We start from the raw sequence: 26,987 nt of genomic DNA on the forward strand, positions 1-26,987 counted from the left end.
TTTTTGAGGGGGATTAAATGAAAAAATATCTTATCTGCTGCTTGCCGCTTCTGGTTGCCGCAGCACCAGCTCCATCATCGGACAAGCTCAAGACTGGCCAATGGGAAGAATCCGTTCAGAATATGACCATGCAGATGGACGGAAAAACGCTTCCTAAGGATAAAACGGATACCGCGTTGCACTGCGTGACGGATAAAGACAATGATCCACGGGTTGTTTTTGCCAACACGCCGGAACATTGCAAAAACGCCCAGCTTGATATCAAAAACGGTAATTTCACCGTCAAGCAGGAATGCACCCCTGAATCCCACGTGCCTTTCCGTGAAATGACCGTAAAGGGTAGCTATACTCCAACCAGCTATAAAATGTCTTATAACATTGTCAGCGGAACGGCCGAACATCCGATGACCATGTCGGCTGATGTCTCGGCTCATTATGTCGGTGCTTGCCCTGTTCCGACGGAAGCCCCTGCGGCTTCTGCTCCCTCTGCTGCCACCCCGAAATAATTGCTTCGATAAAATCTGAAAGCCGGTCAATGGATAGCCTTTGATAAAGGCCGTTGATCGGCTTTTCTATGAGTATCGTTTTTACGAGGCTCTTACTTGTTGTTTTACCAACGTCAGAGCCTTTTAGAGATTGATGACCAAGATTTCATCCAAGGCCAGCGTTTCCTAAACAATCACCTAAATTATAGCCTAATGGCGTTAGGCGTGATGCCTATAAAAGGGATATTCCATGAAAAGGCTTCTGCTTTTTGCGCCTTTTTTACTCGCAGCACACGCCGCCGATAGTGATCACCTTGCAGAAGGTCAGTGGGAGTCCCTTTTTCAAATAGAATCTTCTTCTACAGATGGTAAAAAACAGCATCAACAAACCGCGCCTATTTATCCGCCATCCCGTTGTGTTAAAGGGAGCGAGACCGCACCTATGGCCTTTTTCTCCCATCCAGAAGACCCAGACTGTAAGACCGTTTCATTAAAAGCGGAAAAAGGCAAAATCAGGCTGACCCGCCTTTGTCAATCTGCGAGTAATCCGATGGCGACAATCGAGGCGAAAGGCCATTACGACCCACATCATTACTCTATGACCTTTTTGATGTGGAATATGTTTGATGGTGTTAGAATAGCTGTAAAAGGCCATATTACTGGCTCTCATCAAGGCTTATGCCCATCCCAATAAGACGCAATAATTCAGATTGGCCGAGGCTATTCCTTTTAATTCATGCTTAAAACAAGAATGTCTAAGCGACGAGCTACGCTTCAATAAGCCTTGTTGAGCTTGGCCTCACGATAAAAGCCGCTCAAACCGCTCTTGTATTCCTCAATCCTGATGATAACGGGATGCCTAATTGGCACAAAAATAACGCTGCCTTCAGGCAGAATCTTGCTAAACAGCCTTTAAAATTTTGTGTTCTTGCCTGACTTTGCTTTAACAAGGGCAATTCAAAGACGCTAAAGGAAGTATCTCCGTGAAAAGACTCTGGCTGCTCTCTTGGCCATTACTGCTGGCCGCTGCACCCGCTGATAATGATTATCTTGCCGCCGGACAGTGGCAGTCCTCTATTCAGATCGAAGGTGCCAGCCTTGACGGGAAAGAATTGCCAGTCAAAGAACGCCCGACATTACAGCCGCCACGCTGCGTCAAAAATACCGAAAATAAACCGATGACCTTCTTTGCCTATTCGGAAGACCCCGAATGCCAGACTTTATCGCTTAATGCCGGAAAAGGGCAGGTGACTATGTCGGGTGTTTGTCAGAAAAATGGTAAAAATCTGACCACCATTGAAGCCAAAGGCGACTATCACCTCCGCGATTATTCTATGGCCTATATTATGCGAAGTGAAGAAAACGGCCATAAATTAGAAGTCCGTGGACATATGTCTGGGCATTCTATCGGCTTATGCCCTGCCAAAGATAGCAATGCCGATGATATCACCTTGGGGAACAAAAACCACTAATACGGGTGTTCGTTTGGCGATAAGACTATTTAGCAATCATAGGCTTCCGTCATAACCGCTAAAATCATAGCAGGGATCGACCTTACGGGCTTCTTCCATGCCTTTTTTTGATAGCAAGGCATTTGTCGGGGCATATCGGGGCAAAATATATCCCGATCACAAGGGGCGATCCTTGTAGGACAGATATGCCTAAAACCATAATGACGACAGGCGTAAAATCCTAAAGACTTTCCGTTTCCGATATCTGATTTATCATTTTTTCTGACAGGTAGTTGCTGCGTCCAATTCGCTGATTTCAGGATTGGAGTCAGGTCAGGGTATAACCCTATAACGATAGCTACGGGATAGAACGCTTATCATCAGCTTCTATTTTGGTGGCAGATTCCTGTCGCAGGGAAAGATAGTGCAGAAGCTATCTTGACCATATCTCTGTCATGATAGCACTCCGTGCCAGATGCCAGATGCCAGATGCCAGATGCCAGATGCCAGATGCCAGATGCCAGATGCCAGATGCCAGATGCCAGATGCCAGATGCCAGATGCCAGATGCCAGATGCTCGAACTATATCTGGCAAAATCCTCTCACAGAAAAAAGGCATCACCCCTCAATCGCAGACCCGAAATAGATCTGACGCAGACATTAAAAAAGGCCAATGGAAACCCATTAGGCCTTTTTTATTCTATCAGGAAAGGATCCGGTTAAAACCGGATACCCTTATTAACCCTGACGGGCTTTAAAGCGGCGAACCGTTTTATTGATGATATAAGTGCGGCCACGCCGGCGAATCACCCGATTGTCGCGATGGCGCCCCTTTAAGGATTTGAGCGAGTTGCGGATTTTCATGGCCGGACTACCTGCCTTCATCTTAAAAATTGGGAAAGAAAATGAGGCCTCTGCCTATGCGCTGAATTATTATAAGTCAAGGAAAATTCTGATATATCGGAAATATCCTTGAAAGAAAAATCCGATATCTCTTCATCAAAACAGCCAAAGACCATTGGAATACAGGCTTTTTTCGTTACTTTTTTCACGATTACAAAAAAGGCTATAATTCTTTTTTGAAATATTATGATATCCGTTAAAGATCATAGCCACAGCAACCACCCTTCATAACCGGATGGCTTGACGGAGACTATCTTGAGGCATCTCATCACGATATCACAGCCCGCAATACCGCAAGACGTGACCAATAAAGAGGGTCGCAAGGCAAAAAAACAGCTCCGGTGCAAAGGCATCTATCCCTTTTTAGGGATGTTTTTCTTTGCGGCGGCGCTCCCGTTACAGGCGACCCAGCCGATAGAAGTCACTCGCTTTCACAAAAGCGATATGGCTACAACCGGCATCGTCAACATTATGCCTCATGACCCGACCTTACGGAATACGCTGGAATATCAGCGCTACACGGCCAGCATCGCCCGCAATCTCACAAGAATCGGTTTCCAAGTCACGGACAACCCGCAACAAGCCGAATATACGATGATGTATGACGTGATGCGGGGAACGCATTACAGAGACAACGGCCAAACGCCCCCGCGTGATACTCGCCCTCATGGTGGCATCAGCCTTGGCGGTGGTTATGGTGGCGGCGGCGGCTTTGGAGGCGGCGGTGTCGGCTGGGGCGGCGGCGGAAGCGGTATCAGTATCGGAGGCGGTGGCGGGGGTGGCCGCGGCTTCGGAGGTGGCGGAGGCGGTATCAGTGCCGGTATTTCTGTCCCTGTCGGTAACGGCTATCATACCAGCAACAAGGTCGAAACCATTCTAACGGCACAACTCAGCCGCAGGGATACGCATCAGGCTATCTGGGAAGGCCGCGCCCGAACAGAAGCTAAAAGTAACAAAGCCGAAAGCACGCCCGATATTGCGGTGGACAGATTAGCCACAGCCATGTTCGGCCAGTTTCCCGGTGAATCAGGTGAAACGGAAAAAGTAAAATGACCCTTCAAATCAATGCCGCCTTTGATGGCGGAAATATCCATGTTGTCGAACAAGACGGAAACCGGATTTATCTGGAAATTATCAAAGATAACCAGTCGGATTTCTTCCAATGGTTCTATTTCAAGGTAACCGGTGCCAAAGATCAGGCCTTGGAACTGGTTGTCACCAATGCCAGCGATTCCGCCTATCCGGCTGGCTGGCCTGATTATCAGGCTCGCGTTTCCGAAGACCGCCAAGACTGGCAAATGACAGAAACGGATTATCGCGACGGGATGCTGACCATCCGTTATACGCCGCGTAGTAATATTGCTTATTTTGCCTATTTCGCCCCTTACTCAATGGAACGACACCATGATCTGATTGCCCGTATGGCTGGCAAGTCAGGGGTCGGTTACGAAATGTTGGGTAAAAGCCTCGATGGTCAAAGCATGGATTGCCTGACGATGGGGGAAGGGCGGCGCTCTATCTGGTTGATCGCACGGCAACATCCGGGCGAAACCATGGCTGAATGGTGGATGGAAGGTGCTTTGGAAAGGTTAACCGATGAAAATGACTCGGTTGCGCGCCTGCTTCGCCAAAAAGCCCGCTTTCATATCATGCCTAATATGAATCCGGACGGTTCTTGCCGTGGTCATTTGCGGACGAATGCTTGTGGTGCCAATCTCAATCGTGAATGGGCAGAACCCACGGCTGAACGCAGCCCCGAAGTGTTGGCCGTTCGCAATCATATGGACAAAACGGGCGTTGATTTTGTCATGGATGTTCATGGCGATGAAGCTATTCCGCATGTATTCCTTGCCGGATTTGAAGGGATACCCGATCTCGACAAGGCACAGGATAAATTATTCCGCCGCTACCGGAATAAATTGGCCAAATACACGCCCGATTTTCAACGTCATTACGGCTATGAAAATGACGAGCCGGGGCAGGCCAATCTAGCCTTGGCGACTAACCAATTAGCCTATCGTTACAAGGCGGTTTCGATGACGCTTGAAATGCCTTTCAAAGATCATGACGATATGCCTGATTTGAAAAAAGGCTGGTCACCGGAAAGGTCAAAACAATTAGGCCGCGATTGTCTCGCTATCTTGGCTGAAATGATTGATCAGCTCCCGATCTCCGGCAAAGATCTCGCGTAATAAAACTATCAGGCGCAATCGTAATTTTGCGTCTGATAGAGCTTTTCATAAAGGCTATAACCGCTATTGCCAAAAGCGATAGGCCTGCATAATCTGACGGCGAATAATTTTCCTGAAAGATTGGCGGCCATTTTTGCTGACCGCACAGATTGTCAGCGTTAATTATACATGGCTTCTTTTGTTGATTCGGGAACTGCAAGCGTTTACCGGAACAACACATAACGAAGAGATATTGAAAAGGAGTGGAATATGCCCACGCTCGTTTTGTCCCGTCACGGACAGTCCGAATGGAACCTTGAAAACCGTTTCACCGGTTGGTGGGACGTTAACCTGACTGAACAGGGTGTTCAGGAAGCAACGGCCGGTGGTAAAGCTCTGGCTGAAAAGGGTTTTGAATTCGATATCGCTTTCACCAGCGTTCTGACCCGCGCCATCAAAACCACCAATCTTATTCTCGAAGCCGGTAAAACCCTTTGGGTTCCGACCGAAAAAGATTGGCGTTTGAATGAACGTCACTATGGTGGCCTGACCGGTCTGAACAAGGCTGAAACCGCCGCTAAACATGGTGAAGAACAGGTTCATATTTGGCGCCGTTCTTATGACGTTCCGCCGCCCCCGATGGAAAAAGGCAGCAAGTTCGATCTGTCTGGCGATCGCCGTTATGATGGTGTCAAGATTCCTGAAACGGAAAGCCTGAAAGACACCGTTGCTCGCGTGCTGCCTTATTGGGAAGAACGCATTGCCCCTGAACTGAAGGCTGGCAAGCGCGTCCTGATCGGTGCGCATGGTAACTCACTGCGCGCTCTCGTTAAGCATCTGTCGAAATTGTCGGACGAAGAAATCGTCAAATTCGAATTGCCCACCGGTCAGCCGTTGGTCTACGAATTGAATGATGATCTGACCCCGAAAGATCGTTACTTCCTTAACGAACGTTAATAGCCTTGGGCTTTTAAAGCCTTTTGGTTTGTTAACCGTTTTTTCGGCCAGAGTTTTCTCTGGCCGAAAATTTATGTCTATCCCTTTATTTTTCTATCCCCATCACCTCGGTTTTGTTGACAAAAAAAGGTGGCCACTAAATTAGCTTTCTGCACCGATGGGATGATTTTTATTCTTTGCTATTCTTCGCTCTTTGCCCAAATCATTAAAAGCGGAAATCATCACCCAAAGATAGAAGACGCAGCCTTCGCCATTTCAGATTGCCCTTCTCGGGCATTTTCTGCTGCCAGAATCCTCTTAAAAATATTAAATTCCACTCTATTGGTAATATATTTCCCTCTTTAGGGAACAAATAAAGCCCTTCTTTGTTCTATAAAAGTTAGCTTACCGATTTCACAAAAAATAATACCGCTTCATTCAATCGGTAATACATATCTTTTTTCTTCAAAAAACTTTTCAAGAGGGTGTCTATGCGCGTCGCAATATTCAGTTCCAAAAACTATGACCATCATTCTATTGAAAAAGAAAATGAACATTATGGCCATGACCTTGTTTTTCTGAATGAGCGGCTTACCAAAGAGACAGCAGAAAAAGCCAAAGACGCAGAAGCTGTTTGTATCTTTGTGAATGACGAAGCCAATGCCGAAGTGCTGGAAATTTTGGCAGGCTTAGGCATCAAATTGGTTGCTCTTCGTTGCGCCGGTTATAACAATGTCGATCTCGATGCAGCCAAAAAGCTGAATATCAAGGTTGTGCGCGTGCCTGCCTATTCGCCCTATTCGGTTGCCGAATATGCAGTAGGGATGTTGCTCACCCTGAATCGGCAAATTTCACGCGGTTTGAAGCGGGTTCGGGAAAATAACTTCTCCTTGGAAGGTTTGATTGGCCTTGATGTGCATGACAAAACAGTCGGCATTATCGGTGTTGGTCATATCGGGAGTGTCTTTGCCCATATTATGACCCATGGTTTTGGTGCCAATGTTATCGCCTATAAACCGCATCCAGACCCCGAATTGGCAAAAAAGGTCGGTTTCCGCTTCACCTCTCTCGATGAAGTGATCGAGACCAGCGACATCATTTCGCTTCACTGTCCGCTCACGCCAGAAAATCATCACATGATTAACGAAGAAACACTGGCAAGGGCAAAAAAAGGCTTTTACCTCGTCAATACCAGTCGCGGCGGCTTGGTTGATACCAAGGCGGTGATTAAATCGCTGAAAGCCAAACATCTCGGCGGTTATGCGGCGGATGTTTACGAAGAGGAGGGGCCTTTATTCTTCGAAAATCACGCTGACGATATTATCGAAGATGATATTCTCGAAAGGTTGATTGCTTTCCCGAATGTGGTTTTCACGGGACATCAGGCCTTTTTGACGAAAGAGGCCTTATCAAACATTGCTCACAGTATTCTACAAGATATCAGCGATGCCGAAGCTGGAAAAGAAATGCCGGATGCGCTTGTTTAGTAGACAAGCGACAATTTATCCTTTGAAGATCATAATGATCGAATTTTTGGGTTAATTAGGTAGTTATGGCATAGGCTATTACGCGCTAATTGATATCAAAATAAAGGCATAGCCGGACATCATACCGGCTATGTTTTTTATTAGGAAAAAATTTCCTTTCACCTTGCTTAGCCATCGCCGCATTATTTAATCAATATGCCGAGTTTTTCTTGAAATCCCTATCTTATACCAAGGCCAACAAGGGAACCATCCATACTCGGTGTCCTAGGCTCAGGACCTGTTAATTTCTTGAGTTGAGCGGGCTGTTGTGATTCACAGGTTTACCGATGGAGGTGAAGCTGTGAGTGACGTGTTTTTGCTGTCTGAGCACCAGATGGAACGGATTAAGCCGTTTTTTCCACTGGCGCATGGTGTGCCGCGTGTCGATGACCGTCGTGTCCTGAGCGGGATCGTTTACGTGATCCGCAACGGCCTTCAGTGGAAAGACGCCCCGAAAGCGTATGGCCCGCACAAGACTTTATACAACCGGTTTATCCGGTGGAGCCGCCTGGGTGTCTTTGACCGGATCTTCGTCGCCCTGACGGAGCAGGCAGGCCGTTCGAAGCGTCTGATGATCGATGCAACACATCTGAAAGCACACCGGACAGCGGCCTCCCTGCTCAAAAAGGGGCTTTTCCCCGCCATATCGGACGCACGAAAGGCGGACTGAACTCAAAGCTTCACGCTGTATGCGATAGTCAGGGCCGCCCTGTCCGGCTGCATCTGACCGCAGGTCAGGTCAGTGACTTCAAAGGCGCGGATGTTCTGCTGGCAAATCTGCCGGAAGAAACACAAGAAATTCTCGGGGACCGGGGATACGACAGTAATAAAATCAGACAGTCTCTCGCAGACCGGAATATCACCGCCTGTATTCCGCCGAAGAAGAACCGGAAATCAAAGCCGCCTTACGACTGGCATCTGTATAAAAAGCGTCACCTCATCGAAAATATGTTCGCAAAGCTCAAAGACTGGCGGCGTGTCGCAACACGATACGACCGGTGCGCTCACACATTCATGTCAGCAATCCATATCGCAGCAAGTTTCATCTTCTATCTCAAAGAATGAGTCCTGAGCCTAATTCTATGACTTTTTAAATTTTCTCCAAATTTACTAAAATCACGCCATCTCAGCGGCTGCTATTTTCAAAAAGCGCCTCTCAAAACCGTGTTTTCCTGCTCAAATATCGCATCCCAAAGTTCCGTCAAAAAAGGCAGGGTATTTTTTACAAAATCGCCCCTAATATCTCTCAATCCACTGCCTTGTTCATATGTTTTTGCAAATAATTTTTATTAAACTTTTTTGGGCGTATTTTTATCAAGAAAATTTAAATAATCACATTTTTATTATTTTAGATTTAAGTATTGATACAAGTGATATCTATAAATGTTTTTATAACTTTCTGGATCGTAATCGGCTGGCAATCGTTTTCCCTATATTCGCAAGATGTATGTCAGCCGCAGATTTGTCGACTGACCTCTATCTCTCCGAGATATATCAACAAAAGGTAGTCACCATGAAAGCAGCCGTCATAACTAAAGATCATACGATCGAAGTGAAAGACACCAAATTACGCCCTCTGAAATACGGGGAAGCGCTTTTGGAAATGGAATATTGCGGGGTATGTCATACCGATCTCCACGTGAAAAACGGGGATTTTGGCGATGAAACCGGCAGAATTACTGGCCATGAAGGCATCGGTATCGTCAAGCAGGTCGGGGAAGGGGTTACTTCTCTGAAAGTCGGTGACCGCGCCAGTGTTGCATGGTTCTTCAAAGGCTGCGGCCATTGCGAATATTGTGTCAGCGGGAATGAAACGCTTTGCCGCAACGTTGAAAATGCCGGTTATACGGTTGACGGCGCTATGGCAGAAGAATGCATTGTCGTTGCCGATTACTCGGTCAAAGTGCCAGATGGTCTTGATCCTGCGGTTGCCAGCAGCATCACTTGCGCGGGTGTAACCACCTATAAAGCAGTCAAAGTTTCTCAGATACAGCCGGGACAATGGCTGGCTATCTATGGCTTGGGCGGTTTAGGCAATCTAGCCCTTCAATATGCCAAGAATGTTTTCAACGCCAAAGTGATCGCGATCGATGTCAATGATGAACAGCTCGCTTTTGCCAAAGAGCTGGGCGCAGATATGGTCATCAATCCGAAAAATGAAGATGCTGCCAAAATCATTCAGGAAAAAGTCGGCGGCGCACATGCGACGGTGGTGACGGCTGTTGCCAAATCCGCCTTTAACTCGGCTGTTGAAGCTATCCGCGCGGGTGGCCGTGTTGTCGCTGTTGGTCTGCCTCCTGAAAAAATGGATTTGAGCATTCCTCGTTTGGTGCTTGACGGTATCGAAGTCCTAGGTTCCTTGGTCGGAACGCGGGAAGATTTGAAAGAAGCCTTCCAGTTTGCAGCCGAAGGTAAGGTCAAACCGAAAGTCACCAAGCGTAAAGTCGAAGAAATCAACCAAATCTTTGACGAAATGGAACATGGTAAATTCACAGGCCGTATGGTTGTTGATTTTACCCATCACTAGGTTTCCGTGAAGGCGGAAGCATAAACGGAAAAAGCCTTTCTCTTACCAGAAAGGCTTTTTCTTTGTCGTCTGATAAAAATTTTCATACAGAATTTAACACAGCAATCGCTGCTATAAGCCGCTATCCAAGCTTTTTTCTTCTCATGCCTTCTATTCGGCGATCGCTATTTAAAGGCTGTTTTTATGGGGCATTCGCCCTATATATAAGGATATTAGCGTTTATATATAATAGAAGGAAATCTGGCCTTGGGTGAAACAACCCTCCAAGCAGCGCCCCATGCCCATATTCAACATAGCGGTTCCGACTTATTGGAAGCGGCCAAGGCGGCTTTATTGAAATCGGGTGAGCAATGGACAGCCATGCGTGCCTCCGTTTACAAAGCCTTGGCACAAACCAACAAGCCAAGTTCAGCCTATGATATTGCCGATATTGTCTCTCAATCCGAAGGACGCAGAGTAGCTGCCAACAGCGTTTATCGCATCCTCGACATCTTCGTCAGCAGCAATCTCGCGCATCGGGTCGAAAGCGCTAACGCCTATATCGTCAACGCCCATCCTGAGTGTCGTCATGACTGCCTTTTTCTCGTCTGCGACCAATGTGGGGGTGTGATTCATATAGATGATGACAAGATCAGCCGCTTTTTAAAAGAATCGGCAGAAAAAAACGATTTTGTCGCAGAAAGGTCTGTTTTAGAAATACGGGGTAAATGTTCACATTGTCTTTCCCATTAACCTAAATGTACCTCAGGTTAACCTGTTGCAATGACTCTATTACCTGCCATGATTTTGTAACTTTTATGTCGCAGTCAGGGCTTATCTTGGCTAATTTGGGTTCCTGCTGTTCACCTTTAGGGCGAATTGTTTTACTAAACAGGCTTAAATTTCGGTTTGATTTAAGGCCCTAAGCTTATGTTTCCGAATGACAAGACGCCGTTGTTAGACAAGATCAAGACACCGGCAGAATTGCGTCAATTAGATCGCAACAGCCTCCGGCAATTGGCGGATGAATTACGGAAAGAGACCATCTCGGCAGTGGGTGTGACCGGCGGACATCTCGGTTCCGGCCTCGGGGTTATCGAATTAACGGTAGCCCTTCACTATGTTTTCAACACGCCCAAAGACGCTTTGGTCTGGGATGTTGGGCATCAAACCTATCCTCACAAGATTTTAACAGGTCGCCGCGATCGTATTCGGACATTGCGGCAACGTGACGGCTTATCGGGCTTTACGCAGCGCGCGGAGAGCGAATATGACGCTTTTGGAGCCGCGCATAGTTCGACTTCTATTTCGGCGGCGCTCGGCTTTGCGATGGCCAGCAAATTATCCGACAGCGACGACAAAGCGGTTGCGATTATCGGTGATGGCTCGATGACGGCAGGCATGGCTTATGAAGCTATGAATAACGCCAAGGCGGCGGGTAAGCGCCTGATTGTCATTTTGAATGACAATGAAATGTCGATTTCACCGCCGGTAGGTGCCTTATCTTCTTATTTGAGCCGCCTGATTTCCTCACGGCCTTTCATGAATTTGCGCGATATCATGCGCGGTGTTGTCAACCGGATGCCAAAAGGCTTGGCAACGGCTGCCCGCAAGGCTGATGAATATGCGCGTGGTATGGCAACCGGTGGCACCTTCTTTGAAGAGCTGGGCTTTTACTATGTTGGCCCCGTGGATGGTCATAATTTAGATCAGCTCATTCCGGTTTTGGAAAATGTCCGCGATGCCAAGGACGGCCCCATTTTGGTGCATGTCGTCACCCGCAAAGGTCAAGGTTATGCTCCGGCTGAGGCGGCCAAGGATAAATATCACGCCGTGCAGCGCTTGGATGTGGTTTCCGGTAAGCAGGCGAAAGCCCCCCCGGGACCTCCCAGCTATACCTCTGTTTTTTCGGAACAGCTGATCAAGGAAGCTAAGCAAGACGATAAGATTGTGACCATTACGGCAGCTATGCCGACGGGCACCGGTCTTGATCGCTTCCAGCAATATTTTCCTGAAAGAATGTTTGATGTCGGTATTGCCGAACAACATGCCGTAACCTTTGCGGCTGGTTTGGCGGCTGCCGGTTACAAGCCTTTCTGTTGTCTCTATTCGACCTTCTTGCAGCGCGGCTATGACCAGTTGGTGCATGATGTTGCTATCCAGAATTTGCCGGTGCGCTTCGCCGTCGATCGTGCGGGTCTTGTCGGTGCCGATGGGGCAACCCATGCGGGTAGCTTTGACCTCGCCTTTATGGTTAATCTCCCGAATATGGTCGTGATGGCGCCTTCCGATGAACGGGAATTGGCCAATATGGTGCATAGCATGGCGCATTATGACCAAGGCCCGATCTCGGTGCGTTATCCGCGTGGTAATGGTGTGGGTGTCTCCTTGGAAGGCGAAAAGGAAATTCTGCCTATCGGGAAAGGTCGCCTGATCCGTCGCGGTAAAAAGGTTGCGATCCTATCTCTCGGCACTCGATTGGAAGAATCCTTGAAGGCTGCCGATCGGCTTGATGCTCAAGGTTTGTCGACATCGGTTGCTGATATGCGTTTTGCTAAGCCCTTGGATGAAGCGCTGACCCGCCAACTTCTGAAAAGCCATCAGGTCATTATTACCATTGAAGAAGGCGCTTTGGGTGGTTTTGCAACCCAAGTCCTGACGATGGCTTCGGATGAAGGCCTGGTGGATGACGGATTGAAAATCCGCACCCTGCGTCTGCCGGATCGGTTCCAGCCGCAGGACAAGCAAGAACGGCAATATGCCGAAGCCGGTCTTGATGCTGATGGCATCGTTGCTGCGGTTATCTCCGCATTGCATCGTAATTCTAAACCCGTGGAAGTCGTCGAAATGGCGAATATGGGTAGCATCGCTCGCGCTTAATTTGCTATTAGGGAGCCTCGGCTCCCGATAATAGTAAAGAGATCATATATAATGCTACATCCGGTTGTTTTGTGTGGTGGTTCAGGTACACGCCTTTTCCCGTTATCTCGCCGGAGCCATCCCAAACAACTCCTCAGCTTGATGGGCGAAAATAGCCTGTTTCAGGACGCTGTTGCACGTGTAACAGATTCTTCTCTATTCACGGCACCTCTTGTTATCTGCAATGAAGAATACCGTTTTACTATTGCAGAACAGTTGCAGGAAATGGGCGTTAAGGCGCAAGAGATTGTCCTTGAGCCAGAAGGTCGGAACACAGCGCCCGCGATTGCTTTAGCGGCGGCAATGATTGCAGATAAAGATCCTGATGCCTGCATGCTGATCTTACCGTCAGATCACGTTATCCGGGATGTCAAAGCATTCCATGAAGCAATCAAAGATGCCGAAACTATTGCCCGTAAAGCAAAGGCTCTTGTGACTTTTGGCGTGCGCCCGACCTCTCCTGAAACGGGTTACGGTTATATCGAAATGGGTGAAGCGCTACCTATAGCGGGTGGCTATCATATCGACAGATTCCGTGAAAAACCGGATATCAAGACGGCTGAAGATTACTTAGCCAGTGGTCGTTTTCTCTGGAACAGCGGGATGTTTCTTTTTCCCGTATCGCGGATATTAGAAGATTTTGCGCTTTATCAATCCGATATTTTGGATGCCGTTAAAGCCTCTTTACGCAAGAGCCAAAAAGACCTCGATTTTACGCGCCTAGATGCAGAATCCTTTGCGAAAGCGCCCTCTATTTCAATAGATTATGCGATCATGGAACCGGCCCATAACAGAGCCGTCGTCCCCGTTAATATCGGATGGAGCGATGTCGGCTCATGGTCGTCTCTTTGGGCGATCAGTGATCATGACGATAATGGTAATGTTTTAATGGGCGATGTGGTCGCCGAAGATTCTTCTAATTGCCTTATCCGCTCTGAAAACGGCTTGGTCGCGACACTTGGCGTTAAAGACCTAACCATTATCAACACTTCAGATGTTACTTTGGTCGTCAACCAAGATCAGTCTCAAAATGTCGGGACGCTGGTCAAAAAAATGATCAAGGAAGGGCGGCTTGAGCCTTTAAATCCCAAACAGGTTGCTCGTCCTTGGGGGTGGTATGAATCCATTGCTATGGGGCCTCGTTTCCAAGTGAAACAGATCATGGTTAAACCAGGTCATCGACTTTCGCTGCAAAAGCATTTTAATCGCGCCGAACATTGGGTAGTTACGCAAGGCACCGCACGGGTCACGGTTGGCGACCATGTCGATCTTATTCGCGAGAATGAATCCATTTATATCCCGATGGGTGAAGTGCATCGCTTGGACAATCCAGGAAAGGTTGATTTGCTTCTTATTGAGATTCAGACCGGCTGTTATCTGGGGGAAGACGATATCGTCCGTCTGGAAGACGATTATAGACGCTAAACGAAAAACAAAGAGGCTTCGTTTTTAAGAAGCCTCTTTAAATACCCTTTTAGAAACCAAATTTTTTATAAAAATCTTTCAAACGTTTCTTATAATTTTTCATTGAGAATTTTTCTGCTTGGACAGGGCCGCGCTGCTGTAATGTCTTCACCAAATTATCATCTTCAGCCATCGCGCTAATAGCTTCTGATAAGGCATCCACATCATAAGGATCGACTAATAACGCGGCATCCCCTGCAATTTCTTGAATAGCAGGATGGGTCGAACTGATAACCGCGGTTCCCAAACACATCGCTTCAGCAACAGGCAAACCAAAGCCTTCTGCAATAGATGGAAAGACTAAAGCCCTTGCGCCCTTAACGACACTGACAAGCTGAGAACGGGACATATAATCTAGCTGGATAATCTTCTTTTTCCCTGGCAGCTCTCGACCCTTTAGCTGCTCCAGCAAAGCATGATCTTCTTCGGCACTCCAACTACGACTGCTAACAATCACAAGAGGATAGTCAGGACAGTCCGCAGCCATATAGGCTTCAATTAACCGCTTTACATTTTTCTTTGGCTCGATTGCGCCATAAAATAAGAAGTAATGACCATATTCCAAGCCAAATAAACCATTCACATCCCGCTCAACCAAATGCGCCGGACGATTTTTCAAGCCCTCTTCAAACTCAACGGCCTGATATAAATTCGTTACCTGACTCTCCGGGGCATTAAACAGACGAATAATATCCCGTCTGGAGGCTTCCGATACAGTCAGGATATGATCCCCATTTTTTAAAATATCGGCGATAATGTTCCAATTTAAAAGATGGTTACCACCGACCGTATTGGGATGTGTAAAAGGTACCAGATCATGAATAGTATAAATATTAATACTATTCTTTAATTTTATAGGAATAAGATGCGTCCAATGCATAAATTGGGGTGCATCATCCAAGACCATATTTAAAAAATTGTGGAATGTTTTATAATTTTTTTTAGAAATAGTAAAAATATTTCTGTAATTATAGATGTATTCTACATTATTATTGATGTTTTTTGCATATAATTTATCAACAATATTTAAATCTATTCTATATGGTTGAATTTTTCCAGATTTTTTATAGCGAATAATATCTTTAATATCAGATAAAATGGCCTTTTTGGGAGAAATTACTAGCTCGTCGCGAAAAAACAGAATTTCTCTTAAAGCAGGATTCGATGAATTGCTTACATTTCTGCCATAAATAATGCCTGTTTCATGGCCGATGCCTCTGATCGCTTTCAATAGAGATCGAGCATAAGAAGCAATGCCTGTTCCTTGCGGGTTAGCAAGGTTGAGGCCATCGACAAAACATTTAGAAGACATGGAACAGGTGATCCGTATAGCCATAAAATATTAAAATTGGATAATAGAATCTTCGCTAAAAGGCGAAGCTCGATTTAATCTTATGAGATAAAAAGTAGATTTGACATGCTATAAACACAAAAAAAGCCGGCTAAAAGCCAGCTTACCATGTCCAATAAATTATAACACCGAGGTTAAATTTATTGGCGACCCCAACGGGAATCGAACCCGTGTTTTCGCCGTGAAAGGGCGATGTCCTAGACCGCTAGACGATGGGGTCGCTCGCGGTGTGAGGCGGTAGATATGGAATTCTCGCGATAAGGTCAAGCGGTTTTTTCAAATTTTTTTATTTTTTTCAAAAACTTTTACCGTCTCGCGAAAAATGCCCTATTTCCTTATGCCCAAGCGATATCCTCAATATGAAGCTGGGCATCCTTTCTGCCATTCCATTCATTTAACTGGATTTTTCCGGCCACCCATAGCTTGCGGTCACGCCCAGCCGCTACCACGATTTGGGTAATTGGGGTCTCTACCGCATTAAAGGCAATCGCTTTAAAGCTTTGCCCATCTTGTCCTTTAAAAATAACTGACAAATGCTTCTCTTTTAATATCCGTGTCTGAATGGCATATACAGGCCCCGCCACGACATGAGGGGAGGGCCATCCCGCTCCATAAGGGCCACCGGCCTCCAAAGCCTCAATCAAAGACAAATTGACACCCCCAGCGCTTAAAACTTCATCAATCAACAAGGCTTTATTCGCGCGAGCCGTTTCGACATCTTTTTGGACTCTCTCTGAAATAAAAGTCGCAAAATCCTCTATCTGATTTTTCTTGATGCTAAGACCTGCTGCCATGGCATGTCCACCACCATTCACCAACAGCCCTGCTTGCTTGGCTGATAAGACTGCGGCGCCCAAATCGACGCCCGATAAAGAACGTCCAGAACCTTTCCCATTGCCCTCCTCGTCAATACCAATCACGATAATAGGGCGGTCATATTTTTGCTTTAGCCTACCCGCAACAATGCCGATCACGCCGGGATGCCATCCTTCGCCCGCCACAACCATCACAGGCCGTTCAACTTGCTCTTCACATAGGCCTTCAGCGGCTTCGGTTACGGTTTGTTCAATCGATCGTCGTTCCAGATTGAATTGATTTAAAGCGAGCGCCAGATTCTCACATTCATTCTTATCAAGACTGGTCAACAACCTGACACCCAAATCAGATTTACCGACCCGTCCACCGGCATTGATCCTCGGGCCCAATATAAAACCAAGATCATATGTCGTCGGCGGACGAGAAACGCCTGCAACATCCAATAGAGCGGCAATGCCGGGACGATACCGCGCCGCCATAACTTTTAAGCCCTGCGCGACAAAAGCTCTGTTGAGGCCATGTAACGCCGCGACATCAGCGACTGTTCCCAAGGCAACTAAATCAAGTAACGCCATCAGTTTGGGTTCGGGTCTATCCGAAAAATAGCCGTCCTGCCGCAAATGCCGTACCAAAGCTGCCGCTAATAAAAAAGCCACGCCGACAGCTGCCAAATGCCCATATTGTGCGCCTTCTTCTTCATCAAGACGGTTAGGATTCACAACAGCATGAGCCTCTGGCAATTGAGGCTGACATTGGTGATGATCGACAACCACCACATCCAGACCGGCTTCTTTTGCTGCCTCAAGGGCTTCATAAGCCTGTGCGCCGCAATCGACCGTCACAACCAGATTAGCCCCTTCTTCGGCCAATTTTCGCATCGATTGAACCGCTGGGCCATAGCCTTCCGCCACACGGTCAGGAATATAGTAACCGGCATTCACACCCAATTGACGCAGAAGATCAATCATCAAAGCCGATGAAGTGGCTCCATCGACATCATAATCGCCAAAAATGACGATAGACTCTTTCTTATAGATAGCCTTTGCTAGCCTCTCTGCCGCGCGATCCATATCGCATAATAAAGAAGGGTCAGGCATAAAATTTTTAATTTTGGGATCGCGATAGGCAGACAGACTTTCCCGAGGACAGCCGCGCGTGATAAGAATACGATCAATCAGGTCTTCAAGCGGATTTTCTCCACTAAACCCCGAATTTTGGCCGCGCCATTGCCATGCCTGACCCAGAGCAGAAGAAGAAACGCCACAGACAAGATTTGCCATAAATATCCCAAATTCGCATAATAAAGAAAGAATTCGCTTGAAATGAAGAGATAAAGAACAAAAGAACCATCATTGCTCCACTATCCCTGACATGATAGCGCAACAGACATTATTAGACCATAACCCCGAAACAGGACAAAATATCATAATGGAAGAAATACAAGATCTGGCGGTTATGCGCCCGGATCAGGTCAATGTGCCGGAAGAAATACAGGAAGCCATTCGCAGCCTTATCCGTTGGGCGGGTGATGATCCTGATCGGGAAGGCCTGATTGATACGCCAAAGCGGGTTGCCAAGGCATGGAAATATTATTGTCGGGGGTATCGGGAAGACCCTGAAAACCATTTAAAAACCGTTTTTGAAGAAGTCGGCGGCTATGACGATATTGTGCTGCTGAAAGATATTCCTTTCTATTCGCATTGCGAACATCATATGGCGCCGATTATGGGGCATGCCCATATCGCCTATTTGCCGGATAAAAAGGTTGTTGGCCTGTCAAAACTGGCGCGGGTGCTGAAAGGGTATGCCCATCGCTTGCAAATACAGGAAAGGCTGACAGCACAGGTGGCCGATTGTATCTGGAATAATCTGCGCCCACGCGGTGTTGCGGTGGTTATTTCTGCGGTGCATAGTTGTATGGCCGCGCGTGGGGTCGAAACCCCCAATGTCCAGACCGTCACCAAAACGCTGCGCGGTATTTACAGCGAAGACCCTGAACAGGCCAAAATGATCCTTAATCTTATGGGTGTGTAATCCAGATCAAGGTTAATGGTAAAATTTACCGTTTTCCGGTGGAAATGGTGTTATGACCAAAGATGAACTAGCTATCTGGAAAAGATTATGACAGCGACCCGTAGCCTTTCTATTATGGGTGAAAGCCTACCGCTGAAAACCCCCTTCAGGATTTCGCGGGGCGTTAAAAATACGATTGATACGATCGTCGCCAATATCAGTGAAAGCGGCGTCACTGGACGAGGGGAGGGCATTCCTTATCCACGTTACGGTCAGACGGTTGAAAGCGCATTGATAGAGGCCAATTCGGTCAGCCATAAGATAACCGAGCATTATGGACGGGAAGCCTTGCTAACATTGCTTCCACCTGGGCCCGCCCGCAATGCGCTGGATTGTGCTTTATGGGATATTGAAGCGCGAATTTCAGGGCAAAGCGTTGCCAGTATGATGGGGATAGCCAAGCTGGAGCCACTGGCCACTGCCGTGACAATCAGCCTTGATGAACCTGAGGTCATGGCAAAAGCGGCGGCAAAGCTGGCTTATTGTCCGGTAATCAAAGTCAAGGTGGATGAGCATAATCCAGAAGACTGCATCAAGGCCGTGCGAGATCAGGCACCCAAAGCACGGCTGATTGTTGATCCTAATGAAAGCTGGTCTTTCGATTTGCTCGACAAGATGCAGAATTTTCTAGCTGATGCGCGTGTCGCTTTATTGGAACAACCGCTTGCGGCGGGCGCTGATGAGGCGTTGAAAGGCTTTTCACCGGCTGTACCGATCTGCGCGGATGAAGTCTTCCATTCGGCGGATGATCTCGATCATATTGCTGACCGTTATCAGGTCATCAATATCAAATTAGACAAGACCGGCGGCTTGACTGCTGCCATCGACATTATGAAACAAGCGCGCAGCCTTAATCTTAGCATTATGGTTGGCTGTATGGTTTGTTCGTCTTTGTCACTGGCACCCGCCTTCCATCTAGCCGCACAGGCTGATTTTGTTGATCTCGACGGTGCCGATTGGCTTGTTCATGACCGTAATGACGGGATGTTACTTGATAACGGGATTTTACATCCACCTTCTGCTACTTTTTGGGGTGGGCCTTAAATAAAAACCATTTCACTCGGACAATAAAAAAGCCGCCTGAAAACAGGCGGCTTTTTTTTGCAAAAACAACGGTAAAAAATCAGAGAGATTCTTCGCTGTTGGTTTCTGCATTGTCGTCGGCATCTGCAACAGCTTCTTCAGCTTCGGTTGCAAGACCCGGTTCGGCATTGGGATCATAGTCTTCGGTGAAGCTTGCGCCATCACGTTCAAACATCTGATTCATAACATCAACGCCTTCAGCCTGAAGTTCAGCTTCTTCAGGTGAACGAGCAACGTTGACTTTGATCTTAACCGCAACTTCCGGATGCAAGACAACGCGGACTTCAGAAATACCGATGGACTTGATCGGGCGATCAAGAACAATCTGGTTTTTCGCCACTTTGGCTTCCGGTTTAGCTTCGACAATAGCATCAGCCAAATCGCGAGCAGAAACGGAACCATAAAGATGGCCGGTGTTAGAAGCCTGACGAATCAGGGTAACGGTCAGACCGTTAACGACTTCAGATTCTTTTTCTGCATCCGTGCGACGAGCCGCATTATCGGCTTCGATCTGGGCGCGGTTAGCTTCGAAAATTTTGCGGTTGGCTTCGTTAGCGCGCAAAGCCTTCTTGCGGGGAAGAAGGAAGTTACGGGCATAACCGTTTTTCACGGCAACAACGTCACCGATATGACCAAGTTTCTCGATACGTTCGAGCAGGATAACATCCATGGATCGGGCGCTCCTTACTTAACGATGAAGGGCAGAAGCCCGATGTGACGGGCGCGCTTGATGGCGCGAGCCAGTTCGCGCTGTTTTTTTGCAGAAACAGCAGTGATACGACTGGGAACGATTTTGCCCCGTTCAGAAACAAAGCCCTGAAGAAGACGAACATCTTTATAGTCGATCTTCGGCGCATCTTTAGCGGCGAAAGGGCAGCTTTTGCGGCGACGGAAGAAAGGACGTGCCATAGTATTTTTTCCTTTCAGGCTTAGGCTGCGTCACGATCGCGGCGACGATCGCTGCGGTTTGAACGGTCGCGATCACCCCGACGCATCATAGCCGAAGGGCCCTGTTCATGGGCATCGACACGGACAGTCATGTAACGGATAACGTCTTCATTCAACGCCATCTGGCGTTCCAGCTCTTGGATAGCATCAGCCGGAGCATCGATTTCCAGCATGATGTAATAGGCTTTACGGTTTTTCTGGATGCGATAAGCGAGGTTACGCAAGCCCCAGATTTCGGTCTTTACGACCTTACCGCTTTTTTCTTCGATAATAGAGGTTGCCGTAGCGGCAAGCCCATCGACCTGCGTCTGTGCAAGGTCCTGACGGGCAAGAAACACATGCTCGTAAAGAGGCATCGTCTGTCCTTAAATATTGGCCGATCGCTGACGTGGCACCATGCCAACGCCCCTCCGGCTGTCGTTTACTTAATTCGGGCCATTAAAAAATAACCGCCTCAAACTAAGACGATCATTAAAAGATCATTGAATGGATAAAATCTTTTCCACTCAAAAACGCCCAGACATTTATAGGTCTGATAGGTGGGAGGCAATGCCGCATTTCGTCCTGTTTTGCAAGATGTTTTATAAAAAGAACATAATCGCGACTATCTTTTCCAAAAGACCGGATAGGCTTCCAAATAATCGGTTTATAAAACGCAAAAGCCTTTTTCCCCGAAACAAAGCAATATTGTCAGCCATGACCAGCTGATATAAAGCCTATGGCATTATTATTTCTAAATAACGCGCTTTCCATAAAGACAGAGGAAAGACCAAGGCTTTTCGACTGCTATGGGATATTGGCTCTTGCCATCGGTTATTTTTTTTGGCTGATATTCGGCCATTCTGTTTCAAGATAAAATATATAAGGAATCTGATCCATGCGTGCCTTTATCTTTCCCGGACAAGGAAGCCAGTCTGTCGGCATGGGGCAAGCGCTCGCAGATGCCAGTTTGGCGGCTCGTCATGTTTTTGAAGAAGTCGATGAGGCGCTCAAACAAAATCTATTCCGCCTGATGTCGCAAGGTCCCGAAGAAGAATTACGGCTGACCGAAAATGCCCAACCCGCGATCATGGCACATTCGATGGCCGTTCTCGCTATGCTTGAAAAAGAAGGCAATATCCGGCTGACAGATGCGGCCTCTTTTGTCGCTGGTCACAGCCTTGGTGAATATAGCGCTTTAGCCGCCGCCGATGCTTTTAATCTCCCGACTACAGCACGCCTATTGAAAAAACGCGGTCAAGCAATGCAGGCTGCGGTTCCCGTTGGGGAAGGCGGTATGGCCGCTATTTTGGGTCTGGATTTTGAAACAGTAGAATCCATTGCGCAAGAAGCTGCCGAAAATGATATCTGCCAAGCCGCTAATGATAATGCACCGGGGCAGGTCGTTATTTCGGGAAGCTTGGCCGCTATCGAACGCGCGGTTGCCCTTGCCAAAGACAAAGGCGCAAGACGAGCGGTTATGCTCGATGTGTCTGCGCCTTTCCATTGTAGCCTGATGCAGCCCGCTGCCGATGTCATGGCCAAAGCCTTACAAGAAAATAGGCCACGTCAGCCTATCGTTCCCGTTTTTGCCAATGTGTCGGCTACGGCTGAAACTGACCCGACAAAAATCATGAATTTACTGGTGGAACAGGTAACCGGACGGGTGCGCTGGCGTGAATCCATTGCCGCGATGGCGGCCGCTGGCGTTGAGGAATTTGTTGAATTCGGCGGCAAGGTGCTTGCCCCGATGATTAAACGGATTGCCCCTGATTGCAAAGCCACCAGCCTGATCGCACCGGCTGACATCGAAAATTTTGCTGCCAGCTTATAATTCTATAGACTTTAATCAGCCCCTCTTCTGGTTCTATACTCTAACCAGACAGGGGGCAGGAGAAAATCAATGTTTGATCTTAATGGCCTGACTGCTCTTGTGACGGGTGCCTCTGGCGGCATTGGCTCTGCCATCGCCAAAGCCTTGGCCGATCAAGGCGCACAGGTTGCCTTATCGGGTACCCGTGAATCTGCGTTAAAAGAAGTCGCGGCAATTTTACCGAATGATCCGATTATTCTTCCCGCTAATCTCGGCCAAAAAGAAGATGTCGAACAGCTTGTCCCGCGCGCTTTAGAAAAGCTCGGCAAAATTGACATTCTGGTTAATAACGCCGGTATCACGCGCGACGGTTTAATGATGCGCATGAAAGATGAAGATTGGGCGGATGTTATCGCGCTTAATCTGGAATCCGTTTTCCGTCTTAGCCGTGCCGTCATCAGACCGATGATGAAGACCCGCTTTGGCCGCATTATCAATATCAGTTCAGTCGTCGGCCAGACCGGTAATGCCGGACAAGCCAATTATGCTGCGGCAAAGGCCGGCATGATCGGCATGTCCAAATCACTGGCACGGGAAGTCGCCAGCCGTGGCATTACGGTGAACTGCATTGCTCCGGGTTTTATCGAAACCAAAATGACGGAGATTCTTTCCGAACAACAGAAAGAAGCCGCCAAAAGCCAGATTCCGGCGGGTCGCTTTGGGGATATTCAGGATATCGCCGCTGCCGCTGTCTATCTTGCTTCCAAGGAAGCAGGCTATATGACAGGTCAAACACTCAGCGTTAACGGCGGCATGTCGATGCTTTAAGCCGAAAAGACGGCATCATCAGAGGCATGGCCTTTGATCTCGTATTCATAAGACGTTGTCAGGAACAGGATATCATCATATCCTGTTCCCGATTTTCTATTCTTGGCCGTTTATGGCGTTTTTTTTCATCCCGTTATTTTCTGGGGGTCACTTGTCGATTTTTAAGTCCGGCTTTGCGCCTGTCATTACCCTGTCGCTTGCATCGCTTTTGCTCGGCGGTTGTGTCGTTCATCATGGCCAATTTGACGAAATGGGGTCAATGACTGTCCGGCGCAGCAGTTGTCCGGCTGTCGCGGTGCCTGACTATACCGGCGATGTCACGCTTTTTAATCCGTCCGATCAACGCACCGCTTCGGCTATTGATATCGAAGCCGTCATCACCAAATTAAGACCGAAATGCGATGATACCGCTTCTGGGCCCGTCGTCACGCATCTGACCTTCACCGTTCAGGCAAGAAGACGCCATGTCGGCGGCGCAAGGGATATCACCTTACCTTATTTTGTGGCTGTTATGCGGGCAGGGACGCGGCTTCTTTCCAAAGAAATGGGAACGGTCAGAATCCATTTTGAACCCGGCCAGATGGCAACCGATACCGAAGTTACCACCAGTTCGGCCATTGACCACGATTCCGCCACTTTGCCACGGGATATCATCCGGCAGTTGAACAAAGTCAGACAGGTTACCGATGTTGATGCCTCGGTTGACCCGACCAACGACCCGAAAGTCAGAGCTGCGATGAAAGAGGCCAGCTTTGAAATGCTGGTCGGTTTCCAATTAACGGAACCTCAATTGGCCTATAATGCCACGCGGTAACATTATTTAAGAAAAATCGGCTGGAATTTCGGCTAAAGAGAGCCGAATAAAAAATTAGGCAGATAAATGCGCTATCTTCTGGTAGAGAAGCGCAAATTTCGTCATTATAAGAAGATATAGACCTTATTTTCGGGGTTTAGGGAGATTTCGACATGGGCGGCATGAGTATTACACATTGGATCGTTGTTGCGGTCGTCGTAATGATCTTTTTCGGAAAAGGTCGTTTTTCCGATATGATGGGCGATGTCGCAAAAGGCATTAAAAGCTTCAAAAAAGGCATGTCCGAAGACGATACCACGCCACCGGCAGCCCCACCGGCTCCGGCACCTCGCTTGGAAAATCAGCCCCTTCCGCCAGAAAACACGACGCAAAATGTGGCACAGAATGTGCCAAACGACATCAAAAACAATCAATAACTGATTGTTCGAACAGAATATTACCTCAAACGGTCAGAAGGCTTAACGGCTTTCTATCCTTTGGCAGGTCGTGCGGATTTTTAAATGTTTGATGTCGCCCCTTCAGAACTTTTACTCGTTGCGGTGGTCGCCTTGGTGGTGATCGGGCCCAAAGACCTACCCCGCGCTATGCGGGTCGTCGGTCGATGGCTCGGGAAAGCACGGAAATTGAGCCGTCATTTCCGTTCCGGTATTGATGAAATGATTCGTCAATCCGAAATGGAAGATATGGAAAAACGCTGGGCAGAAGAAAACGCCAAGCTGCTTGCCGAAAATCAGGGGCAGGGCAATCAAACCGCTTCGACTTCTTCGCCAGCTACCCCATCGCCTGTTTCCGATGATCCAGCCGAACAAAATATTGTCTTCGCGTCTCCCGCTGATTTGGAAGTGAATACGGCAGACACAAGCCATCTTGCCGCCAATCATACGGAAACAGCCGCAACGACCGCTGCCTCGACTCCGGCCACGCCCAAAGAAGCCGACCAGCAGGAAAAACAATCATGAGCGAGACGGACGACATTCATGACGAAGTGGATGAAAGCGCAGCCCCGCTGCTCGATCATCTTCTTGAATTACGAAAAAGACTACTCATCAGCTTGGTCGCCCTAGGCATAGCGTTCCTGCTTTGCCTCCATTTTTCCCGCTCTATTTTTGCGTTTCTGGTGCAACCCTTACTTCGGGCAGGACAGGGCAGGCTGATCTATACTGATATTTTTGAAGCCTTTTTTGTCGATATCAAGGTGGCCTTTTTCGCCGCTATCATGCTCGCTTTTCCGATTGTCGCCATGCAGATATGGCGCTTTATCGCTCCGGGGCTTTACAGCAATGAAAAAAGGGCTTTCCTGCCTTTCTTGGTCATGACGCCGCTGTTATTTTTGGTCGGTGCCTCTATGGCCTATTATGTCGCCATGCCTATCGCCCTTCATTTTCTGCTCGGCTATCAAGGCAATATTGGCGGCGTGCAGCAAACGGCTCTACCCGCAGTCGGTAATTACCTGAATTTTGTGACAAAATTCATCTTCGGCTTTGGTGTCGCTTTTCTTCTGCCCCTCGTGCTGCTGCTGCTGGAACGGGCAGGCTTTGTCACTCGCCAACAATTGGTTGCAGGCCGTCGCTATGCGATTGTCGCCTCTGTGGCCATCGCTGCGGTTTTAACCCCGCCTGATATCGTTTCACAATTATTGCTTGGGGTGCCTCTGATCCTGCTTTATGAAATGGCCTTGCTCGCTATGCTTTTCGGCGAAAAACGCCGCAAAAAAGAGACCGACCTCGTCGTTGCAGAAGACTAAACCCCAATAAAAGATAAACCGTTTTTTCAATAAAAATCTTAAAAAAAGAGGGCGTTATGCCCTCTTTAAAACCACCCCAATGCAATAAAATCTAAGCAACTGCCTGCGCGGCAGTGAACAGATTTATCCACGCGCCAAGTCTTCCGTGGTCATTTCTAAGCTGCCTGTGCGGCAGTGAACAGCCTGTCGCTGGTGGCCGGTAGCCTGTCGCTTTTCTAAGCTGCCTGTGCGGCAGTGAACTCTTGGTGTAGGACCGGTCGGCATAGGATTAAATTTCTAAGCTGCCTGTGCGGCAGTGAACTTGCAAGTTTAACTTCACATCAATCTGTAAAATTTTCTAAGCTGCCTGTGCGGCAGTGAACTTACCTATCCGCTTATTTGAAGCGAACAATATTTTCTAAGCTGCCTGTGCGGCAGTGAACCGACTGCCGGACGTTCTGCGACACCTGAAATATTTCTAAGCTGCCTGTGCGGCAGTGAACTAGAGGCAAAAGATAGAATTGCCCCTAAAATAAAGGGATATCTCGCCAAAAAGGCAAAATAACCCTAAAAAATACGCCCATATGTAACATATTGAATTGAAAGGATTTTTTATACCCTCGAAAAAAGAGGGTCAAAATAAGGGTCAAATTTGATCCCGCAAGAATCTTCACAATATCAAAAAGCCATCAATTCTTTAGGCCATGCTAATAAGAAAATCCATACTCAAGGCTAATACACACCGCTATTCTCTCGACCAATCTTCAGCGATGGGCAGCATTGAATGGCTCTTATTACCGTCTATCTTCGCTATGCTAGGGCTGAAAACTAAACGCATCCATTCCAAGACCTTCACTCGGCCATAAGGATGCCAACGTCAGAAAATAGGATATCGCGCATTATCCGCGGTTAAAACAGCTTACAAAGGCAGCCATGCCGCAACAGGCCAAAATTAAACTCAATTTCGGCTATGCTTCAAAAATATACGGCGGTGTCTAATCCAAAACCACGCGATAAAAGGATAAAAAAGGCCGCTCTTCAAAAGAGCGACCTTATATTTTATTTATTTCTTTCAGCCGAATTAGACATCGACTGTCCGGCAGAAGAAAGATCTTGCCCGAAACCCTGTACCGTATTGCAAGCCGCCAAGGCCAAAACAGCGGATGCCATTAAACAATGTATCAAAATACGCATTATT

At 47.6% G+C, this 26,987-nt stretch carries 28 protein-coding genes, 1 tRNA gene and 1 CRISPR repeat array; of the genes, 20 read left to right on the forward strand and 9 right to left on the reverse strand.

Annotation, left to right across the window (positions count from 1 at the left end; genetic code table 11):
* Nucleotides 1-17 precede the first annotated feature (17 nt).
* The 3 genes from ZMOB_RS00470 (at nt 18) to ZMOB_RS00480 (ending at nt 1,957) form a co-directional block, all read left to right on the forward strand.
* A complete protein-coding gene (locus tag ZMOB_RS00470) occupies nt 18-506 on the forward strand; it encodes a DUF3617 domain-containing protein (protein ID WP_014500324.1) in 489 nt (162 codons plus the stop codon).
* A 229-nt stretch (nt 507-735) separates the two neighbouring features.
* Nucleotides 736-1,179, forward strand: a complete 444-nt coding sequence (locus ZMOB_RS00475) for a DUF3617 domain-containing protein (protein WP_014500325.1) — start codon at nt 736-738, stop codon at nt 1,177-1,179.
* Between the two features lie 289 nt (nt 1,180-1,468).
* Nucleotides 1,469-1,957 (forward strand): DUF3617 domain-containing protein, encoded by a 489-nt coding sequence (locus ZMOB_RS00480; RefSeq protein ID WP_011241058.1) that lies wholly within the window; start codon nt 1,469-1,471, stop codon nt 1,955-1,957.
* 412 nt (nt 1,958-2,369) lie between these two features.
* Here the strand turns inward: ZMOB_RS00480 and ZMOB_RS10055 are convergent, their stop codons facing one another.
* Both ZMOB_RS10055 and ykgO read right to left on the reverse strand, forming a co-directional pair.
* Complete coding sequence (locus tag ZMOB_RS10055) at nt 2,370-2,531, reverse strand: hypothetical protein (protein ID WP_162094010.1); 162 nt, start codon at nt 2,529-2,531, stop codon at nt 2,370-2,372.
* A 143-nt stretch (nt 2,532-2,674) separates the two neighbouring features.
* A complete protein-coding gene (gene ykgO, locus ZMOB_RS00490; protein WP_012816891.1) occupies nt 2,675-2,800 on the reverse strand; it encodes a type B 50S ribosomal protein L36 in 126 nt (41 codons plus the stop codon).
* A gap of 294 nt (nt 2,801-3,094) precedes the next feature.
* Between ykgO and ZMOB_RS00495 the strand changes: the two genes are divergently transcribed.
* The 9 genes from ZMOB_RS00495 (at nt 3,095) to ZMOB_RS00535 (ending at nt 14,322) form a co-directional block, all read left to right on the forward strand.
* Complete coding sequence (locus tag ZMOB_RS00495; RefSeq protein WP_014500326.1) at nt 3,095-3,892, forward strand: DUF4136 domain-containing protein; 798 nt, start codon at nt 3,095-3,097, stop codon at nt 3,890-3,892.
* Nucleotides 3,889-5,031: a M14 family metallopeptidase gene (locus ZMOB_RS00500; protein WP_014500327.1), complete on the forward strand. Its 1,143-nt coding sequence runs from the start codon at nt 3,889-3,891 to the stop codon at nt 5,029-5,031. Before ZMOB_RS00495 ends, ZMOB_RS00500 begins: the two co-directional genes overlap by 4 nt.
* Before the next feature lie 249 nt (nt 5,032-5,280).
* Nucleotides 5,281-5,967: a 2,3-diphosphoglycerate-dependent phosphoglycerate mutase gene (gene gpmA / locus ZMOB_RS00505; protein ID WP_011241054.1), complete on the forward strand. Its 687-nt coding sequence runs from the start codon at nt 5,281-5,283 to the stop codon at nt 5,965-5,967.
* A 470-nt stretch (nt 5,968-6,437) separates the two neighbouring features.
* Nucleotides 6,438-7,433, forward strand: coding sequence for a 2-hydroxyacid dehydrogenase (locus tag ZMOB_RS00510; protein WP_011241053.1), 996 nt, complete (start codon nt 6,438-6,440; stop codon nt 7,431-7,433).
* Between the two features lie 340 nt (nt 7,434-7,773).
* Nucleotides 7,774-8,537, forward strand: a protein-coding gene (locus ZMOB_RS09745; protein ID WP_099045773.1) for an IS5 family transposase whose coding sequence is annotated in 2 segments (ribosomal slippage) — nt 7,774-8,107 and nt 8,107-8,537 — 765 coding nt in all. Because the reading frame shifts where the segments join, the coding sequence is not laid out codon by codon here.
* 448 nt (nt 8,538-8,985) lie between these two features.
* Nucleotides 8,986-9,999, forward strand: a complete 1,014-nt coding sequence (gene adhP / locus ZMOB_RS00520; protein ID WP_011241052.1) for an alcohol dehydrogenase AdhP — start codon at nt 8,986-8,988, stop codon at nt 9,997-9,999.
* Between the two features lie 246 nt (nt 10,000-10,245).
* The gene (locus ZMOB_RS00525) at nt 10,246-10,731 is read left to right on the forward strand and encodes a Fur family transcriptional regulator (protein WP_011241051.1); all 486 of its coding nucleotides are present in this window, start codon (nt 10,246-10,248) and stop codon (nt 10,729-10,731) included.
* Between the two features lie 177 nt (nt 10,732-10,908).
* Nucleotides 10,909-12,858 (forward strand): 1-deoxy-D-xylulose-5-phosphate synthase, encoded by a 1,950-nt coding sequence (gene dxs / locus ZMOB_RS00530; RefSeq protein ID WP_014500328.1) that lies wholly within the window; start codon nt 10,909-10,911, stop codon nt 12,856-12,858.
* Between the two features lie 51 nt (nt 12,859-12,909).
* Nucleotides 12,910-14,322, forward strand: coding sequence for a mannose-1-phosphate guanylyltransferase/mannose-6-phosphate isomerase (locus ZMOB_RS00535; RefSeq protein ID WP_014500329.1), 1,413 nt, complete (start codon nt 12,910-12,912; stop codon nt 14,320-14,322).
* A 49-nt stretch (nt 14,323-14,371) separates the two neighbouring features.
* Here the strand turns inward: ZMOB_RS00535 and ZMOB_RS00540 are convergent, their stop codons facing one another.
* From ZMOB_RS00540 to recJ, 3 genes are all read right to left on the reverse strand, one after another.
* A complete protein-coding gene (locus ZMOB_RS00540) occupies nt 14,372-15,673 on the reverse strand; it encodes a glycosyltransferase family 4 protein (RefSeq protein WP_014500330.1) in 1,302 nt (433 codons plus the stop codon).
* Nucleotides 15,674-15,856: 183 nt separating this feature from the next.
* Nucleotides 15,857-15,932, reverse strand: a tRNA-Glu gene (locus ZMOB_RS00545).
* Between the two features lie 115 nt (nt 15,933-16,047).
* Nucleotides 16,048-17,808 carry a single-stranded-DNA-specific exonuclease RecJ gene (gene recJ / locus ZMOB_RS00550; protein ID WP_014500331.1) on the reverse strand — a complete coding sequence of 587 codons (1,761 nt, stop codon included), beginning with the start codon at nt 17,806-17,808 and terminating at the stop codon, nt 16,048-16,050.
* A 148-nt stretch (nt 17,809-17,956) separates the two neighbouring features.
* Between recJ and folE the strand changes: the two genes are divergently transcribed.
* Together folE and dgcA are read left to right on the forward strand one after the other, a co-directional pair.
* On the forward strand, nt 17,957-18,562 hold the full coding sequence (folE, locus tag ZMOB_RS00555) for a GTP cyclohydrolase I FolE (protein WP_011241046.1): 606 nt from the start codon (nt 17,957-17,959) through the stop codon (nt 18,560-18,562).
* An 87-nt stretch (nt 18,563-18,649) separates the two neighbouring features.
* On the forward strand, nt 18,650-19,645 hold the full coding sequence (dgcA, locus tag ZMOB_RS00560; RefSeq protein ID WP_011241045.1) for an N-acetyl-D-Glu racemase DgcA: 996 nt from the start codon (nt 18,650-18,652) through the stop codon (nt 19,643-19,645).
* Nucleotides 19,646-19,724: 79 nt separating this feature from the next.
* Here the strand turns inward: dgcA and rplI are convergent, their stop codons facing one another.
* The 3 genes from rplI to rpsF are packed head-to-tail and all read right to left on the reverse strand — an operon-like array spanning nt 19,725 to nt 20,988.
* A complete protein-coding gene (gene rplI, locus ZMOB_RS00565; RefSeq protein ID WP_011241044.1) occupies nt 19,725-20,354 on the reverse strand; it encodes a 50S ribosomal protein L9 in 630 nt (209 codons plus the stop codon).
* A 14-nt stretch (nt 20,355-20,368) separates the two neighbouring features.
* Nucleotides 20,369-20,593, reverse strand: coding sequence for a 30S ribosomal protein S18 (gene rpsR, locus ZMOB_RS00570; protein ID WP_011241043.1), 225 nt, complete (start codon nt 20,591-20,593; stop codon nt 20,369-20,371).
* A gap of 20 nt (nt 20,594-20,613) precedes the next feature.
* Nucleotides 20,614-20,988, reverse strand: a complete 375-nt coding sequence (gene rpsF, locus ZMOB_RS00575; protein WP_011241042.1) for a 30S ribosomal protein S6 — start codon at nt 20,986-20,988, stop codon at nt 20,614-20,616.
* 521 nt (nt 20,989-21,509) lie between these two features.
* Here rpsF and fabD point away from each other — a divergent pair.
* From fabD to tatC, 6 genes are all read left to right on the forward strand, one after another.
* On the forward strand, nt 21,510-22,445 hold the full coding sequence (gene fabD / locus ZMOB_RS00585) for an ACP S-malonyltransferase (RefSeq protein WP_014500332.1): 936 nt from the start codon (nt 21,510-21,512) through the stop codon (nt 22,443-22,445).
* A gap of 69 nt (nt 22,446-22,514) precedes the next feature.
* The gene (fabG, locus tag ZMOB_RS00590; RefSeq protein ID WP_014500333.1) at nt 22,515-23,252 is read left to right on the forward strand and encodes a 3-oxoacyl-ACP reductase FabG; all 738 of its coding nucleotides are present in this window, start codon (nt 22,515-22,517) and stop codon (nt 23,250-23,252) included.
* A 112-nt stretch (nt 23,253-23,364) separates the two neighbouring features.
* A complete protein-coding gene (locus tag ZMOB_RS00595; RefSeq protein ID WP_011241039.1) occupies nt 23,365-24,066 on the forward strand; it encodes a hypothetical protein in 702 nt (233 codons plus the stop codon).
* 152 nt (nt 24,067-24,218) lie between these two features.
* Nucleotides 24,219-24,482 (forward strand): twin-arginine translocase TatA/TatE family subunit, encoded by a 264-nt coding sequence (locus ZMOB_RS00600; RefSeq protein ID WP_011241038.1) that lies wholly within the window; start codon nt 24,219-24,221, stop codon nt 24,480-24,482.
* A gap of 84 nt (nt 24,483-24,566) precedes the next feature.
* Nucleotides 24,567-25,025 carry a Sec-independent protein translocase protein TatB gene (tatB, locus tag ZMOB_RS00605; RefSeq protein WP_014500334.1) on the forward strand — a complete coding sequence of 153 codons (459 nt, stop codon included), beginning with the start codon at nt 24,567-24,569 and terminating at the stop codon, nt 25,023-25,025.
* Nucleotides 25,022-25,810 (forward strand): twin-arginine translocase subunit TatC, encoded by a 789-nt coding sequence (gene tatC / locus ZMOB_RS00610; protein ID WP_011241036.1) that lies wholly within the window; start codon nt 25,022-25,024, stop codon nt 25,808-25,810. The genes tatB and tatC overlap by 4 nt, the downstream gene beginning before the upstream one ends.
* Before the next feature lie 152 nt (nt 25,811-25,962).
* Nucleotides 25,963-26,292: a CRISPR direct-repeat array (repeat unit 28 nt; unit sequence TTTCTAAGCTGCCTGTGCGGCAGTGAAC).
* A 556-nt stretch (nt 26,293-26,848) separates the two neighbouring features.
* Here the strand turns inward: tatC and ZMOB_RS09750 are convergent.
* On the reverse strand, nt 26,849-26,983 hold the full coding sequence (locus ZMOB_RS09750) for an entericidin A/B family lipoprotein (protein WP_012816905.1): 135 nt from the start codon (nt 26,981-26,983) through the stop codon (nt 26,849-26,851).
* Between the last annotated feature and the right edge of the window lie 4 nt (nt 26,984-26,987).

Source organism: Zymomonas mobilis subsp. mobilis ATCC 10988, assembly GCF_000175255.2.
GTDB classification, from domain to species: Bacteria; Pseudomonadota; Alphaproteobacteria; order Sphingomonadales; family Sphingomonadaceae; genus Zymomonas; species Zymomonas mobilis.

Bases quoted from the DNA above. Each gene is read 5' to 3' on its own strand.
- rpsF (WP_011241042.1), bottom strand. From the start codon at position 20,988: ATGCCTCTTTACGAGCATGTGTTTCTTGCCCGTCAGGACCTTGCACAG.
- gpmA (WP_011241054.1), top strand. From the start codon at position 5,281: ATGCCCACGCTCGTTTTGTCCCGTCACGGACAGTCCGAATGGAACCTT.
- ykgO (WP_012816891.1), bottom strand. From the start codon at position 2,800: ATGAAAATCCGCAACTCGCTCAAATCCTTAAAGGGGCGCCATCGCGAC.
- ZMOB_RS09750 (WP_012816905.1), bottom strand. From the start codon at position 26,983: ATGCGTATTTTGATACATTGTTTAATGGCATCCGCTGTTTTGGCCTTG.
- fabG (WP_014500333.1), top strand. From the start codon at position 22,515: ATGTTTGATCTTAATGGCCTGACTGCTCTTGTGACGGGTGCCTCTGGC.
- folE (WP_011241046.1), top strand. From the start codon at position 17,957: ATGGAAGAAATACAAGATCTGGCGGTTATGCGCCCGGATCAGGTCAAT.
- ZMOB_RS00475 (WP_014500325.1), top strand. From the start codon at position 736: ATGAAAAGGCTTCTGCTTTTTGCGCCTTTTTTACTCGCAGCACACGCC.
- ZMOB_RS00540 (WP_014500330.1), bottom strand. From the start codon at position 15,673: ATGTCTTCTAAATGTTTTGTCGATGGCCTCAACCTTGCTAACCCGCAA.
- recJ (WP_014500331.1), bottom strand. From the start codon at position 17,808: ATGGCAAATCTTGTCTGTGGCGTTTCTTCTTCTGCTCTGGGTCAGGCA.
- dgcA (WP_011241045.1), top strand. From the start codon at position 18,650: ATGACAGCGACCCGTAGCCTTTCTATTATGGGTGAAAGCCTACCGCTG.
- adhP (WP_011241052.1), top strand. From the start codon at position 8,986: ATGAAAGCAGCCGTCATAACTAAAGATCATACGATCGAAGTGAAAGAC.
- dxs (WP_014500328.1), top strand. From the start codon at position 10,909: ATGTTTCCGAATGACAAGACGCCGTTGTTAGACAAGATCAAGACACCG.
- ZMOB_RS00510 (WP_011241053.1), top strand. From the start codon at position 6,438: ATGCGCGTCGCAATATTCAGTTCCAAAAACTATGACCATCATTCTATT.
- rpsR (WP_011241043.1), bottom strand. From the start codon at position 20,593: ATGGCACGTCCTTTCTTCCGTCGCCGCAAAAGCTGCCCTTTCGCCGCT.
- tatB (WP_014500334.1), top strand. From the start codon at position 24,567: ATGTTTGATGTCGCCCCTTCAGAACTTTTACTCGTTGCGGTGGTCGCC.
- ZMOB_RS00600 (WP_011241038.1), top strand. From the start codon at position 24,219: ATGGGCGGCATGAGTATTACACATTGGATCGTTGTTGCGGTCGTCGTA.
- ZMOB_RS00500 (WP_014500327.1), top strand. From the start codon at position 3,889: ATGACCCTTCAAATCAATGCCGCCTTTGATGGCGGAAATATCCATGTT.
- rplI (WP_011241044.1), bottom strand. From the start codon at position 20,354: ATGGATGTTATCCTGCTCGAACGTATCGAGAAACTTGGTCATATCGGT.
- fabD (WP_014500332.1), top strand. From the start codon at position 21,510: ATGCGTGCCTTTATCTTTCCCGGACAAGGAAGCCAGTCTGTCGGCATG.
- tatC (WP_011241036.1), top strand. From the start codon at position 25,022: ATGAGCGAGACGGACGACATTCATGACGAAGTGGATGAAAGCGCAGCC.
- ZMOB_RS00595 (WP_011241039.1), top strand. From the start codon at position 23,365: ATGGCGTTTTTTTTCATCCCGTTATTTTCTGGGGGTCACTTGTCGATT.
- ZMOB_RS00470 (WP_014500324.1), top strand. From the start codon at position 18: ATGAAAAAATATCTTATCTGCTGCTTGCCGCTTCTGGTTGCCGCAGCA.
- ZMOB_RS00535 (WP_014500329.1), top strand. From the start codon at position 12,910: ATGCTACATCCGGTTGTTTTGTGTGGTGGTTCAGGTACACGCCTTTTC.